Origin of the sequence: Rathayibacter tritici, from assembly GCF_002932875.1 — a bacterium.
Classification (GTDB): domain Bacteria; phylum Actinomycetota; class Actinomycetes; order Actinomycetales; family Microbacteriaceae; genus Rathayibacter; species Rathayibacter tritici.
This window is the reverse complement of record NZ_PSWS01000080.1, coordinates 1-13,759: the sequence shown is the minus strand read 5'-3', so window position 1 is coordinate 13,759 and position 13,759 is coordinate 1. Positions and strand designations below refer to the sequence as shown.

Here is a 13,759-nt window from a genome sequence, read left to right as displayed (position 1 = left end):
CGCCGCTTATCGGATGGATAGCCTCGGTGCGTGCTCAGCCCTGAGAGCGCAACTCCGCAGCGCGCGCGGCCAGCTCCTCGCGGGCCTCGGCGGCGGCGCACTTACGGGCCATCTCGCGCTCACGAGCGGCACGCTCGAACTCGCGCTGATCGGTCTTCATCTGAGCGATGATGCGGTCCACCTCGTCCTTGTCGATGCTCGCCAGGCGAGCGGCCTCGGCCGCGCGCTCAGCAGCGGCCCGAGCGCGGTCGGCGTCGCGCTGCGTAGCAGCGACCCGGCGCGCGGTGTCCAGCTGCGAGTGCTCGGTGATGACGCGGCGGATGACCCACCCGTAGAACCCGAGCGCGTTGCGACTGGTGAACGTCTCCGGGACCTGGCGGCCATCGCGGGACAGCCAGGTGTTCATGGCGAACATCAGCCCCTCGACGCTCCACTCCGAGACGTCGATCCCGGTGCGATCCAGCATCCCGACGACGTGCCCGATGTGCACTCCACGGGCAAGCCACGGGATGCGCTGGGCCAGCGCAGCAGCGAAGCGCTGCAACTCGATCGACCTCGGAACCGCCGGCCGACCTGTCAAGCTGCGTTTCGCGTCACTCCGTCGTCTCGGCTGCCGCGAAGCGGCTCCCGAGCGCGGTTCACCGCGCGTTGGTGAGTGTCTTTTAACTGGGGCTGTAGATGTAAGCGGGCGCCTACGGGGTAGGTGGACATTCTCCACAGACCTCGTGATTTCCGCGGCGTCCGCGGTGTGCGCAAAGGCCGGCGCCGGCGGCGCGCACGGGGCCTTCGGGAGCGCCGCGCGGGGCATCACGAGCGCCCTCGTGGAGGCCATGCGCAACTGGCGGCCACCGTGTGCGAGCTGCGCTGCGACCCGCTCAGCGCCGAACAGGTAGCGGCCCTTGATCACGATCGCGGCGAAGCCCAGCAGCAGCAGGATCTCCCGCGCGCGCTGCACCGTCCTCTTGGACATGCCCAGGCGGTCAGCGACCGTCTGGTGCGCCGTCGTCACGCCGCGTCCCGTGCCGACGTCGGCCGAGCGCATCTCGTCATGAGCCACGCGCAGCAGCGTGTCCGGCGCGACCTTGACCGACGCGCGCACAGCCTCACCCTCGGGCGTCGCGAGAGCGTCCATCACCGCGTCGAACCACGCGGCACCCGACGTCCAGCACGGCAGCGGCGCGTATGCGCCCGGCGCCGGCGCGGGGCTCCACGAGCCCGCTCGAGAACTGTTCGGCCACGACGCGGCCACCTGTGACGTCTCAGGTGCACGATCGGCAGACTCCTCCCCTGAAAAAAGGGTGGGTCGGACGTGCACGGAGACGAGCTCCGCTGTTACGATAAGGACATTCCTTCCGGGTACGTTCCGGGGGGGTACACCGAAGGCCCGGCTGGTAACCGGCTCTTGGGTGGGACTGCTTCACATCTCGGTAGTCGCCAAACTGAGTGAGATGCGAAGCCAAGGCTTCTAGGCCCGTCGCGACAGCGGCGGGCCTAATGCGTTAACGGGTGTCGATGGGCAGCTCCTCGTCGGGGAGAGTCGGCTGTGCAGGCCACCAGGAAGGGATTCCCTCGTCGGTCAGCTCGCTCCGAACGTGCTCGACCAGGCGCTCGAAGAACACCGCGGCCGACACGTTCGCGCGCAGCGCCATGACATTGAAATCGTCACGAGCCTGGCGCTCGACGGTCCAGGCGACGTTGGTGGGATCCACCATCGTTCCTCGGGGACGCCGCGTCGAAGCCATGCGTTTAACGTAGGGCTGTGGCTGTGATTAACGCGATCCGACACGCCACATCAAGTGACCATTTAGGCACTCGGGCTTCACCGCTCCCCCTCGGGGAGCGGGAGGGTGACGTCGACGGCGCGCAGCTCCGTCATGTTCGAGCGCTCAACTGCCCGGTAGACCGTCGAGCGGGTCACGCTGAACTGCTCCGCCAGCTCCGCCACGGTGTAGTTGCCCGACCGGTACTCCGCAACCAGATGCGCCTCGATCTTCGGAGAGAGCTTCGGCTGCCGGCCGCGCAGGCGCCCCTTCGCCTTGGCGACCCGCATCCCCTCCTTCGTGCGCGCCCGAATGAGGTCGCCCTCGAACTCCGCGATCATCGCCAACACGTTGAACAGCAGCCGGCCCATCGGGTCGGTCGGGTCGTGCAGCGACCCGCCGATGTTCAACCGCACTCCCCTGCGCGTCAGCTCGTCCACGATGTCGCGCGCATCCGTGATCGAGCGCGCAAGCCGGTCAAGCTTCGTCACGAACAGGGTCGAGCCGGTGTCGCACGCCGCCAGGGCCTCGCGCAGCGCGGGCCGCTCGCGGTTCGACCCGGTGAGGCCGGCGTCGACATAGATCCGGTCCGCCGGCACCCCCGCAGCGAGCAGCGAGTCACGCTGCGCGTGTGCGTCCTGCTTGTCGGTCGAGACGCGCGCGTATCCGATCAGCTGTGGGTCTCGGCGCTCTGTGGCAGCGTTCTGGTGCCGCTCCGTGTCGCGTCTAGTCGAGGAGTTCGGCCTGGATCCGAGCGGCGACGGCCTCGCGGAGGGGGCGGACGTTCTCGGCGCTCCAGTCTGTCGGGTCGGGGAACTTCCATTCCAGGAACCGGCCGGTCGGCGTCGCGGGGAGCGCGAGGCCGGGCTTCATCGCGACGACGATATCCGCGTTCTCGAGGTCCTCGACCGTGACGGCGCGGGGGGTGCGGTCGCTGACGTCGAGGCCGAGCTCGGCGACGGTCGTGGCGATCGCGGGATTCACGGCGTCGGCGGGCGAGAGCCCGGCGGAGGTGGCGGTGTAGCGGTCACCGGCGAGGACTTCGAGCAGGCCTGCGCCGAGTTGGGAGCGGCCGGCGTTGTGCTGGCAAAGGAAGAGAACGGTGGGCTTCTGAATCATGCGGGGATGCTGCTTCCGGTGGTCGTGCGGGTCCAGCTCTGGGTCGCGATCTGCACGGCATCCCACGGGGAGCCGAGCGGGGGTGTGTAGGAGAGGTCGAGGTCGGAGACTTGCTCGACGGTGAGCCCGGCGAACAGGGCGGTCGCGTAGGTGTCGACGCGCTTCGCCGTCTCGGTGCCGAGGCGGCCAACGAGCTGAGCGCCGAGCAGGCGCCCGTCGCGGGTGTCGCCGGTGATGCGGATCGTGATCGGCTGCGCGCCCGGGTAGTAGCGCTTGTGGTCGTCCGCGACCGCGGTCGTCGTCGCCGGGGCGAAGCCGGCGGCGAGGGCCTCGTGCTCGCGGAGGCCGGTGCGGGAGGCGACGAGGTCGAAGACCTTTACGACCTGCGTGCCGACGGAGCCGGCGAACCGGGCATCGCCGCCGAGGGCGTTCTCTCCCGCGACCCGACCCTGCTTGTGCGCCGTTGTGCCGAGCGGCAGGTAGGTGGTGCCGAGGAGGCGGTGGTGGGTTGTCACTCCGTCGCCCGCGGCGAACACGTGCGGGAGGCCCGTCCGCATGGCCTCGTCCACGACGACGGCGCGGCCGACGCCGAGGGATGCCCCGGCGCGGGCGAGCAGGTCCGTGTTCGGCTTCACTCCGACGACGAGGAGGACGACGTCGGCGGTGCGGGTGAGGGGTGTGCCGTCGTGGTCGGCGTGCACGGCGAGGCCGGTCGCGGTCTTCTCGATCGAGGCGACCGTGGTGCGGGTGAGGACTTCGACGCCGTGCTGGTCGAGTTCGGTGTGGACGAGAGCGCCGAGTTCGGGGTCGAGGGTGGACAGCACTTCCGGGCCGCGCTGGAGCTGAGTGACCTGGAGGCCGCGGACGGTGAGGGCTTCGGCCATCTCAAGGCCCACGTAGCCGGCGCCGACGATGATCGCCGTCTGCGGGTCGCGGCTGTCGAGGAAGCGCTCGAGCGCGAAGGTGTCGCCCATCGAGTGCAGCACGTGCACGCCGTCCTCCGGCCCCAGCGTGTCCACGCCGACGATGCCGGCGGAGGAGGCGAGGGCGCCGGTGCCGACGATCAGTTCGTCGTACCCGATCCGGTCGAGGGAGCCGTCGGGGGTGCGGACGGTGAGCTGCTGTCCGGCGACGTCGATGTCGGTCGCGAAGGTGTCCAGGCGCAGGGTCATGCCGGTGGCTTCAAGGTCGGCGTGGGTGCGGTGCGCGAGCGACTGCCACGGCTGCACCTCGCGAGAGAAGTAGTACGGGATCCCGCAGATGGAGAAGTTCGGGTACGAGTCGGCGACGACGACGGTCACGTCGATGGACGGGTCGAGCTCGCGGGCGCGCAGCGCGGCGGAGATCCCCGCGTCGCTGCCGCCGATGGCGACGAGATGCATCAGATGGGCCTTCCGGATCAGACGTGCGAAGAGGTCGAAGTGGTGGCAGGGACCACGAGGTCCCCGGCGGCCCGGGCGGCGCCCGGGAAGAGGAACACGGCGATGCCGACGCCGATCGCGGCGCCGACGAGCTGCGCGGCGATGAAGGGCAGGACGGAGGTGGGGGCGATGCCGGCGAAGGTGTCGGTGAAGACGCGGCCGAGGGTCACGGCGGGGTTCGCGAACGAGGTCGAGGACGTGAACCAGTACGCCGCGCCGATGTACGCGCCGACCGCGGCCGCCGCGAGCGGGCCGCGATTCGTCCGGGCGAGGGAGAGGATCACGAGGACCAGGCCCGCGGTGGCGACGACCTCCCCGAGCAGGTGCCCGGCGGTGACCCGCTCGGTCGTCGCAATCGCGGTCGGAACCTCGAACATCGCGTTCGCGAGGACCGCGCCGCCGATCCCGCCGAGCAGCTGAGCGCCGACGAACACCGCCAGCTCACGCCCGGACAGGCCGGTGCGGTCGCGACGACCGAGGAGCGCGTCGACAGCGGACACGAGCGGGTTGAAGTGCGCCCCCGACACCGGACCGAGAGCGAGGATCAGCACCGCCAGCCCCAGCGCCGTCGCGAGGGAGTTCTCCAGCAGTTGCAGCCCGACGTCGTCCGGGGAGAGCGACTGGGCGGCGATGCCGGAGCCGACGACGATCGCCACGAGCAGGCCCGTGCCGAGGAACTCGGCCACGGCCCGACGAGCGAGCGGAGGAGGGGAGGTGGTGTCCATGTCGTCGGCCATCTTGACCGCTCGTGATCACTCAGTCAAGATTGAGTCAATGAACACCGAGCGAACTGAACTGGAAGCGCGAGCCGCCCGGCACGCCGCCCTCAGCGACCCCGCGCGCCTGCGGATCGTGGACCTGCTCACCCTTGGGGACCTGGCGCCGCGGGAGTTGCAGGACCGCCTCGGGATGCCCTCGAACCTCGTCGCGCACCACCTCGCCGTCCTCGAGCGGGAAGGCATGATCCTCCGGCGCCGCTCGGAGGCGGACCGGCGCCGCAGCTACGTCCACCTGATCCCGGGCGCGTTCGATCAGCTCGGGCCCTCGACCACCGCCGCCGCGCGGCGGGTGCTGTTCGTGTGCACGGCGAACTCCGCCCGCTCCCAGCTCGCCGCGCAGCTTTGGGCGCAACGCAGCCTTATCCCCGTCGCCTCCGCCGGCACGCACCCGGCCATTGCGGTCGCCGCCGGGGCGATCGCGACCGCCGAACGTCACGGCCTCCCTCTGCCCGAAGGTGTCCCGCGGCAGTTCGCGGACGTAGCCGCCGACACCGATCTCGTGATCACCGTCTGCGACGCCGCTCACGAGGAGCTCGGCTCGGCGGCGCTGCACTGGTCGATCCCCGACCCGGTGCCCGCGGGCACGGACGCCGCCTTCGATGCCGCCTACGACGAGCTCGCCGCCCGCGTCGACGCTCTCGCCGCGAGGGTCACAGCCGCCTGATCAGACGCGGGTGAGCATCCCGGCCAGGGAGTCGAGCGCGCCGGGAACGAGGGAGAAGTACGCCCACGTGCCGCGCTTCTCGCGGGCCAGGATCCCGGCGTCCACAAGGATCTTCAAGTGGTGCGACACCGTGGGCTGACTCAGCCCGACCGGCTCCGTGAAGTCGCACACGCACACCTCGCCCGAGCTGCTCGACGCGACGATCGACACCAGGCGGAGTCTCGCCGGATCCGCTATCGCCTTCAACGCCCGGGCCAGCAGCTCCGCGCCCTCCGCGCTCAGCGGCTCGCGCGCGAGCGGCGCGCAGCACGCGGCCGCCGCCGCGGTGAGAGTGAGCTCGGTCGTCGCCATGCCTCCACCCTGCCATACATTGACAGTCATCGATATGCCGGGGCAGACTCGGTCCATCGATGACCGTCGATGTTGAGGAGTGCACCTGATGACCATGCTGCTGACCGTCCCGCCCCGTCCCGACGAGCGCCGCCTCACCGGCCTCCCCGTCGCCGTCATCGGCGCCGGCCCTGTCGGTCTCGCCGCTGCCGCGCAGCTGCTCGAGCGCGGCCTCGACGTCGTGGTGTACGAGGCCGGTGAGAGTGCCGGCGCTGCAGTGCAGCAGTGGGGTCACACTCGCCTGTTCTCGCCGTGGGAGTACCTGGTCGACGCCGCTGCCGGACGCCTGCTCGACGCCGCCGGGTGGGAGGCGCCCGCGGCGAAGAAGCTGCCGACCGGGCACGAGTTCGTCCGCGACTACCTCACACCTCTCGCCGCGACCCCGCAGCTCGCCCCCCTCATCCGGTACCGCTCCCGCGTCACCGCAGTGACCCGCGAGGGCATGGACCGCACCCGCTCCACCGGCCGCGCCGCGACCCCGTTCCTGCTGCTCCTGGACACTACGGAGGGCCCCGTCGACGTCACCGCCCGCGCGGTTATCGACACCTCCGGCACCTACTCCACGCCCAACGCGCTCGCCTCCGCGGGGTTGGACCCAATCGGTGTCCTCGATGTCGCGGAGCATCTCAGTCACGCCCTGCCGGACGTGCTCGGCGCCGACCGCGCCCGGTTCGCCGGGAAGAGCGTCCTCGTCGTCGGCGCCGGCCACTCCGCCGCGAACACGCTGATCAAGCTCGCCCGTCTCGCCCGCGAGGAAGCGGATACGAGGATCACGTGGGCGATTCGCGGCACCAGCCCGCTGCGCGTCTTCGGCTCTGGGGACGATGAGCTCGAGGAGCGCGGCAAGCTCGGCGGCACCGTGCACCAGCTCGTCCGCGACGGCGCGATCACTCTCCTGGACCGCTTCGAGATCGACCGCCTCGAGAAGGCCCCCTCCGGCGGTGTCACGGTGATGGGGCGGCGGCGGAAGGAGCGCGAGAGTGTGGAAGTCGATGTCGTGGTTCAGGCCACCGGGTTCCGGCCCGACCTCGACATGCTGCGCGAGATCCGCGTCTCCCTCGACGAGATCGTGGAAGCGCCCCGCGCACTCGCCTCGCTCATCGACCCGAACCTGCACTCCTGCGGCACCGTCGCCCCCCACGGCGTCGCGGAACTCGCCCACCCGGAGCCGAACTTCTTCATCGCGGGGATGAAGTCGTACGGCAGGGCGCCGACCTTCCTGCTCGTCACCGGTTACGAGCAGGTCCGTTCGATCGCGGACGAACTCGCGGGCGATCACGCCGCTGCCCGGCGCGTGCAGCTCGTGCTCCCCGAGACCGGCGTCTGCTCTACCGACATCGGATCCGCCGGAGGAAGCTGCTGCTCGTGACAGCGATCCGGCCGATGACCCCCGAGGACTGGGCGGCGGTCGAGACGATCTACCGCGACGGGATCGCGACCGGGCACGCCACCTTCGAGGCCGAACCGCCCACGTGGGAGGCGTTCGATGCGGGGAAGCTCGACGTCGGGCGCCTGGTCGCCGTCGACAGAGAACAGATCCTCGGCTGGGCCGCGTTGTCGAAGGTCTCGGCCCGCCCCGTCTACCGGGGCGTGGTCGAGCACTCCGTCTACATCGCCGCCGCCGCACGCGGCCGCGGCGTCGGATCGACGCTGCTCGCCGCGCTCATCACCGCCGCAGACGACGCGGACCTGTGGATGATGCAGGCGAGCATCTTCCCCGAGAACATCGTTAGCCTCGCCCTCCACGATCGCGCGGGATTCCGGCGCGTGGGCATCCGGGAGCGCATCGCGCGGATGACGTATGGGCCGGAGGCCGGTCGGTGGCGCGACACGATCCTCATCGAGCGGCGGCGCCCGTGAGGCCGTGACTCGTCCAGGATCCGCGTGTATCGTGATCGTCACAACGGGCCGGTTCCCGGAACGTTGCCAGCCTAAGACCCCGCCTCGGTGGGGTCTTAGTTTTTAAGGCGTCCAGATCCAGTCGTGCGACGTCGACGCGGCGACCAGTCCGCTCAACCGGGCCATCGTCGCCGCGGACTTCGGGTGCGTCTCTGTCACCGTCTGGCGGCGCCGATGCAGATAGACCGCGAGGTCCACCGCCTGTAACCCGGCGGCGTTCCTTGAGGACGCGAACTGGATCGGGGAGGAAATCAGGTCGAGCTTGCTCGGCCGGTAGCCCGGCGTTCCCAACAGCTGGTAGCTCTCGAACTGCCGCCGGTGCTCTTCCTGCGTCGCGATCTCGTCAGCGACGACTATCACCTCCTCCGTGTCGGAAGAGAAGACGTAGCGGCGGTACTCGTTCACCCGCTCGAGTAGGTGCTGCAAGACAACCTTGTGCGGCTGCTCCGGGTACCGGTACCGGGCGTTCAACCGATTCACGTCCACGCCTCGGAACAGGTAACGGACCTCAGCCTCCTGCGCGATGCGCAGCGCGGCCGCATAGATGCCGGCCGCCTCACGATGCTTCCCGCGCAGAGGAGCCCACTCGCCAGCGCCACCCATCAACTCGTGCCCGTGGAACTCGACGTCGGATGGCACCCCGTGGTCCGCGGCGATCTGCTCCCGGAGAGCGGCGTAGCCCTGCTCGAGCTGCTCCCACTTCTCCTGCGTCGTCACGGCAGCGCCGATGAAGTAGAAGTCCTGTGTGTAGGACTCGTCCAGGTACGCGATCAGCACCCGGCCATCATGTCAGCGACCTCCGCCACCACCGGCGGCAGAACAGCACGCACGAGCCATCCAAACGTCGTGCAGACACAAACATGCGGCGGAAGCAGTGATGCTCGGAGTGCACGAGGGGCACCCCATCGACGCTCATAAAACAGTAGCTTTTCGAGACACCTGATCAAGATGCGACTCGAGGTCCGCTGGAGCCGGGATCTCGGGCGCGAGTCTGTCTCGGAAAGCCGTCTTGCCGTGTTTCGTCTCAGGAGGGGTCGCAGAGGGTGTTTCCGAGTCAGAATGGGCTCGTGAGGCTTCTGGGTTATACGCGTGTGAGTACGTCGAGTCAGGACGCGCAGCTGCAGCTCGACGCGCTCGTCGCCGCCGGGGTGCAGAAGCGCGACGTCTTCGCGGACGTCACCTCGGGGAGCAAGACCGCGATCGAGCGGACCGGGATGAAGAAGCTCCTCGAGCACGCCGAGGATGGCGACACCGTCGTCGTCTGGCGAGTCGACCGCCTCGGCCGCTCCCTGATCGACGTGCTGAACACGGTGAACCTGCTGCGCGAGCGCGGGGTGCAGGTCCGGTCGATCTCGGACGGCATCGATCCGTCGACGTCGACGGGCCGGCTGATGCTGAACATGCTTGCCACGCTCGCGGAGTACGAGCGCGAGCTCATCGTGGAGCGGGTCAACGCTGGCATCGCGGCCGCCCGCGCGAACGGCACCCGGTTCGGTAGGCCTCTGTCGGATCCGGTCGTGATCGCGGACAAGCTCGCGATCGCCGCAGATGCGCGAGCGCGCGGTCGCACCGCGGAGGACGCGGCTCGTCTCGTGGGGTGGAGTCGCGCGACGCTCTATCGCCACCAGCAGGCTCACGCGGCCCGCGAGAGCGCAGCGATGTAGCGACTGATGGACGGCCTCGAGCGGTGGCGGATCCTTCGACTTCACGTCGAAGATCAGGTCTCTCTCGCGGCCCTCGCCCGCGAGAGCGGCATCGGCGCGCGGACGCTGCAGCGCTGGCATCAGCATTATAAGAGGGACGGGCTCGCCGGGCTCGATGACGCTGCGGGGACGGACAAGGGCGGTCGGCGCACGGATCCGGCGACCGTCGCCGCCATCGAGGGGCTCGCCCTGACTCGGCCTCGTCCGTCGATCGCGACGTTGCATCGCCTCACCGTCGAGGGGTGCCTGCACGACGGCAGGCCGGCGCCGAGCTATGCGACCGTCCGCGAGATCGTGCAGGCCCTCGACCCCGCGCTCGTCACTCTCGCTCTGGAGGGTCCTGCTTCCTATCGCGACCGCCACGAGCTGGTGTTCCGCCGTCGCGCGGAACGGCCTAACCAGATATGGCAGGCCGACCACACCGAACTCGACATCCTTATCGTCGGCGCGAATGGCAAGCCCGACCGCCCCTGGCTGACGACCGTGATGGATGATCACTCCCGCGCGATCTGCGGCTACATGGTCTTCACCGGGGCACCCTCGTCGCTGAACACCGCTCTCGCCTTGCGGCAGGCGATCTGGCGGAAGACCGACACCGCGTGGGCGATGTGCGGGATCCCCGACGTGCTGCACGTCGACCATGGCTCCGACTTCACCAGCCACCACCTCGAACGCACCGCCGTCGAGCTGCACCTCCGGCTCATCTTCTCGACCGTCGGTCGGCCCCAGGGGCGCGGCAAGATCGAGCGCTTTTTCGGCACCATCAATACCGAAGTCCTCCCGACTCTTCCCGGCCACCTCGGCCCGGGGAACCGCAGCCCGCAGCCCGTGCTCGATCTCCCGGGCGTGGACCGGGCGATCGGCGCCTTCATCGCCACCTACAACCAGCGCACCCACCAAGAGCTCGGTATCTCCCCGCGCGACGCGTGGGTCGCGGACGGGTGGATGCCCCGCATGCCCGACACCCTCGACGAGCTCGACGGCCTGTTGCTCACCGTGCCCACGCATCGGACCGTGCAACGAGACGGAATCCACTTCCAGGGTCAGCGCTACCTCGCGCCCACCCTCGCCCCGTTCGTCGGACACACCGTCACCATCCGCTACGACCCCCGCGACGTCTCCGAGATCCGCGTCTACGACCACGACACCTTCATCTGCGTCGCCGTCGACGAAGCCCACCCCAACATCCGCCTCAGCCTCCGCGAGATCGAAGCCGCCCGCCGCGCCCGCCGCCACGAACTCCGCCGCACCATCAACGACCGCATCCCCACCGTCGCCCACCGCGAAGAACCCCACCTCGCGGACCCCACCCCGCGCAAGAAACGACTCCGCACCTACGAGGAGGAGTGATGACCCAGACCTTCATCGCCACCAAGGAACACCGCCGCTTCACCGAGTTCGCGAACGCGGTGAAGAAGGAACGCACCATCGGCATCTGCCACGGCGACGCCGGAGTCGGCAAGACCAACTCCGCCCGCCGCTACGCCAATTGGGACACCCTCGAGCCCTACATCACCGCGTGGGGCCCACGGAGCGAGGACGACGCGAAACACAACGCGCTCGCGCATCGCTCCCGCACCGTCTTCTACACACCCGAGGTGCTACCGCGACCCAAAGACCTCATGCGGGAGATCGGCAAGTGGCAGGCCCACCTCGGCATCTGCATCGACGAGCACCTCCGCACGATCGGGAAAGTCAGCGGCATGCACAACGGCAACACCACTCGGTGGGTCGAGATGCTCATCGTCGACGAAGCCGAGCGGCTCACGCCCACCGCGCTCGAGCTGCTCCGCGACGAACACGACCGCACCCACCTCGCGATAATCCTGATCGGCATGCCCGGCATCGACCAGCGCTTCCGCCACTACCCCCAGCTCTACAGCCGCCTCGGCTTCTCTCACCGCTACCGCGCCCTCGGCCGAGACGAACTCCTCTTCGTCCTCGACCGACACTGGAAACGCCTCGGACGCACCCTCAACCCCGACGACTTCACCGACGCTCAAGCAGTCGCCGCCATCGAACGCATCACCCGCGGGAACTTCCGCCTCCTCGAACGACTCTTCCCCCAGATCAGCCGCGTGCTCAAGATCAACGAACTCGAGACGATCACCGACGACGTCATCGAAGCCGCCGCCAGCGTCCTCGTCATCGGGAGCTGAACGGCGCCATCGAGCGATCAGAGAACGCCGCCATCAAGCGAGCAACTCCACACTCGCGGCTCGTCCCGCTTCGCGTGTGTGTACCGGTGAACGATCGCTGCTCGGCGCGGGCGCCTTGACGAACGTCACGAGCGCCGCAGTGATGCGTCCGCCACCGCTCGAAACCGTCGATGTCTCGCTACATCCCTGCGCTCTCGCGGGCCGCGTGAGCCTGCTGGTGACGGTAGAGGCTCGCACGGCTCCACCCGACGAGACGGGCCGCGTCCTCCGCCGTGCGGCCGCGCGCTCGCGCGTCCGCGGCGATCGCGAGCTTGTCCGCCACGACCACCGGGTCCGACAGGGGCCGGCCGAAGCGGGTTCCGCTCGCACGAGCGGCGGCGATGCCGGCGTTGACGCGTTCGACGATGAGTTCCCGCTCGTACTCCGCGAGCGTGGCGAGCATGTTCAGCATCAATCGGCCCGTCGACGTCGACGGGTCGATGCCGTCGGAGATCGACCGGACCTGCACCCCCCGCTCACGCAGCAGGTTCACCGTGTTGAGGACATCGATCAGCGACCTGCCGAGACGGTCCACTCGCCAGACGACGACGGTGTCCCCGTCCTCGGCGTACTCGAGCAGCTTCGTCATCCCGCGCCGCTCGATGGCGGTCTTGCTGCCGGACGTCACGTCGGCGAACACGTCGCGCTTCTGCACGCCGGCCGCGATGAGCGCGTCGACCTGCAACTGCGCGTCCTGACTCGACGTACTCACACGTGTATATCCGAGAAGTCTCACGAGCCCAGTCTGACTCGGAAAGTCCCTGCGAGCACCCTCCTGAGACGAAGTACCGCGAGACAAGTTGTTGAGACAGTGGGATCTCCGCCGTTCCGGCCGAGGCCAACCTCGGAACGGCTCTCGACGGGCCGTCTCAGAAAGCTAATGGTTTCCAAGATGCCTACCGTCGCTTCGACGAGGTCGCCCGTACGAGCATGATGGTTGTTCAAGGATCAGGAGGCACCGATGGTGTGGAAACGACGTCAGCACGAAGAGACACACGCAGTGCTCCCGCCGGACGTTTGGGTCGTGCAGCACGATGAATCGCCGAACAACACGATCCTTGGCGTCTTCGCATCGGAAGCTGAAGCGGCCACCTTTGCTGAGGAGGTTCAGCACCGCTTCCCTAAAGGGGTCATCTACGCGAAGTTCACGCTCGGATACCGATACGACAGTGGGCCTGGTTACGTCACATTCGGACCCGACGACACGGGAAAATGAGCGACGCGGGGGCTGGAGCGGCCCCGCGCCGCTTGGGTGCTAATGAGTACCGCACGCGAGGTTCGCTTCCTCGTACGCCGATGCAGTCCCCGTCGTGCCCGTAGGGAACGTGCCGGTGCTCCTAACGATCATCCGGAAAGTCGTCTGACGAAGGTCATCGCACTTGCGAATCGGGGATGTCTGTTCGAGACGCCCCTGGCCCACATTCACCGAGGTGAAAGGGCCCGCCACTTTTTGCAGCCCCCACCACACCGTCTTGTACAGATCAGTGGTCTGAGAGATCTGCGCCATGATCACCGTGCACTGCGTGGCAGGATGCCCACCAACGGCACCGTATGGGAACTCTCCCCCTGAAGCACGCTTGTAGACATTGCCGGTGTTGATGCTGCAAGCCTGCTGAGGTGCCCCATTCTTTCTGGACCACCGCGGAATTGGTAGGATTACCGCGATGACCGAAAGGAAGGCCCGGGATGTCCAGTTCCCGTGGGAAGTATTCTCCGGAGTTCCGCGCGGAGGCAGTGCGCGAGGTGATTGATAGGTCGCGATCCGTCGCGGACGTCGCTCGAGAGCTCGGACTGGTTCCGCAGACCCTCACTAATTGGGTGGCTGC

General features: G+C 68.6%; 17 protein-coding genes. 8 read left to right on the top strand and 9 right to left on the bottom strand.

The window, feature by feature from the left end:
* Positions 1–34: 34 nt before the first annotated feature.
* The 6 genes from C5D07_RS14855 to C5D07_RS14830 all read right to left on the bottom strand — a co-directional run bounded on the left by C5D07_RS14855 (position 35) and on the right by C5D07_RS14830 (position 5,025).
* Complete coding sequence (locus tag C5D07_RS14855) at positions 35–1,135, bottom strand: hypothetical protein (RefSeq protein WP_146076728.1); 1,101 nt, start codon at positions 1,133–1,135, stop codon at positions 35–37.
* 364 nt (positions 1,136–1,499) lie between these two features.
* Entirely contained in the window at positions 1,500–1,712 is a 213-nt protein-coding gene (locus C5D07_RS14850) for a hypothetical protein (RefSeq protein ID WP_249028252.1), read from the bottom strand.
* A 107-nt stretch (positions 1,713–1,819) separates the two neighbouring features.
* On the bottom strand, positions 1,820–2,434 hold the full coding sequence (locus C5D07_RS14845; protein WP_104259672.1) for a recombinase family protein: 615 nt from the start codon (positions 2,432–2,434) through the stop codon (positions 1,820–1,822).
* Positions 2,435–2,486: 52 nt separating this feature from the next.
* Complete coding sequence (locus C5D07_RS14840) at positions 2,487–2,879, bottom strand: arsenate-mycothiol transferase ArsC (RefSeq protein WP_104259671.1); 393 nt, start codon at positions 2,877–2,879, stop codon at positions 2,487–2,489.
* Complete coding sequence (locus C5D07_RS14835; protein ID WP_104259670.1) at positions 2,876–4,261, bottom strand: FAD-dependent oxidoreductase; 1,386 nt, start codon at positions 4,259–4,261, stop codon at positions 2,876–2,878. Before C5D07_RS14835 ends, C5D07_RS14840 begins: the two co-directional genes overlap by 4 nt.
* Positions 4,262–4,278: 17 nt before the next feature.
* Complete coding sequence (locus C5D07_RS14830; RefSeq protein WP_181026458.1) at positions 4,279–5,025, bottom strand: aquaporin; 747 nt, start codon at positions 5,023–5,025, stop codon at positions 4,279–4,281.
* A 49-nt stretch (positions 5,026–5,074) separates the two neighbouring features.
* Here C5D07_RS14830 and C5D07_RS14825 point away from each other — a divergent pair, with 49 nt between their 5' ends.
* Positions 5,075–5,743 (top strand): arsenate reductase/protein-tyrosine-phosphatase family protein, encoded by a 669-nt coding sequence (locus C5D07_RS14825; RefSeq protein ID WP_104259668.1) that lies wholly within the window; start codon positions 5,075–5,077, stop codon positions 5,741–5,743.
* On the opposite strand, the gene C5D07_RS14820 is transcribed toward C5D07_RS14825, so the two are convergent.
* Entirely contained in the window at positions 5,744–6,094 is a 351-nt protein-coding gene (locus C5D07_RS14820; RefSeq protein WP_104259667.1) for an ArsR/SmtB family transcription factor, read from the bottom strand.
* 88 nt (positions 6,095–6,182) lie between these two features.
* Here C5D07_RS14820 and C5D07_RS14815 point away from each other — a divergent pair, with 88 nt between their 5' ends.
* Both C5D07_RS14815 and C5D07_RS14810 read left to right on the top strand, forming a co-directional pair.
* Positions 6,183–7,502: an NAD(P)-binding domain-containing protein gene (locus C5D07_RS14815; RefSeq protein ID WP_104259666.1), complete on the top strand. Its 1,320-nt coding sequence runs from the start codon at positions 6,183–6,185 to the stop codon at positions 7,500–7,502.
* Between the two features lie 14 nt (positions 7,503–7,516).
* Positions 7,517–7,993 (top strand): GNAT family N-acetyltransferase, encoded by a 477-nt coding sequence (locus C5D07_RS14810; RefSeq protein WP_104259703.1) that lies wholly within the window; start codon positions 7,517–7,519, stop codon positions 7,991–7,993.
* A 102-nt stretch (positions 7,994–8,095) separates the two neighbouring features.
* On the opposite strand, the gene C5D07_RS14805 is transcribed toward C5D07_RS14810, so the two are convergent.
* A complete protein-coding gene (locus tag C5D07_RS14805) occupies positions 8,096–8,809 on the bottom strand; it encodes a DUF3800 domain-containing protein (RefSeq protein WP_170063563.1) in 714 nt (237 codons plus the stop codon).
* A 290-nt stretch (positions 8,810–9,099) separates the two neighbouring features.
* Between C5D07_RS14805 and C5D07_RS14800 the strand changes: the two genes are divergently transcribed.
* Genes C5D07_RS14800 through C5D07_RS14790 form a run of 3 tightly spaced genes read left to right on the top strand, consistent with a single transcriptional unit; the run spans position 9,100 to position 11,894 of the window.
* Positions 9,100–9,696 carry a recombinase family protein gene (locus C5D07_RS14800; protein ID WP_104259665.1) on the top strand — a complete coding sequence of 199 codons (597 nt, stop codon included), beginning with the start codon at positions 9,100–9,102 and terminating at the stop codon, positions 9,694–9,696.
* Positions 9,697–9,702: 6 nt separating this feature from the next.
* Complete coding sequence (locus C5D07_RS14795; protein WP_104259664.1) at positions 9,703–11,085, top strand: Mu transposase C-terminal domain-containing protein; 1,383 nt, start codon at positions 9,703–9,705, stop codon at positions 11,083–11,085.
* Entirely contained in the window at positions 11,085–11,894 is an 810-nt protein-coding gene (locus C5D07_RS14790) for an AAA family ATPase (protein WP_104259663.1), read from the top strand. The genes C5D07_RS14795 and C5D07_RS14790 overlap by 1 nt, the downstream gene beginning before the upstream one ends.
* Before the next feature lie 178 nt (positions 11,895–12,072).
* Here the strand turns inward: C5D07_RS14790 and C5D07_RS14785 are convergent, their stop codons facing one another.
* Positions 12,073–12,669 carry a recombinase family protein gene (locus C5D07_RS14785; RefSeq protein WP_104259662.1) on the bottom strand — a complete coding sequence of 199 codons (597 nt, stop codon included), beginning with the start codon at positions 12,667–12,669 and terminating at the stop codon, positions 12,073–12,075.
* Between the two features lie 201 nt (positions 12,670–12,870).
* Here C5D07_RS14785 and C5D07_RS14780 point away from each other — a divergent pair, with 201 nt between their 5' ends.
* Positions 12,871–13,149 (top strand): hypothetical protein, encoded by a 279-nt coding sequence (locus C5D07_RS14780; RefSeq protein WP_249028251.1) that lies wholly within the window; start codon positions 12,871–12,873, stop codon positions 13,147–13,149.
* A gap of 470 nt (positions 13,150–13,619) precedes the next feature.
* Positions 13,620–13,759 (top strand): transposase (locus C5D07_RS16485; RefSeq protein ID WP_146079777.1); only part of this gene is annotated, 140 nt, incomplete at its 3' end.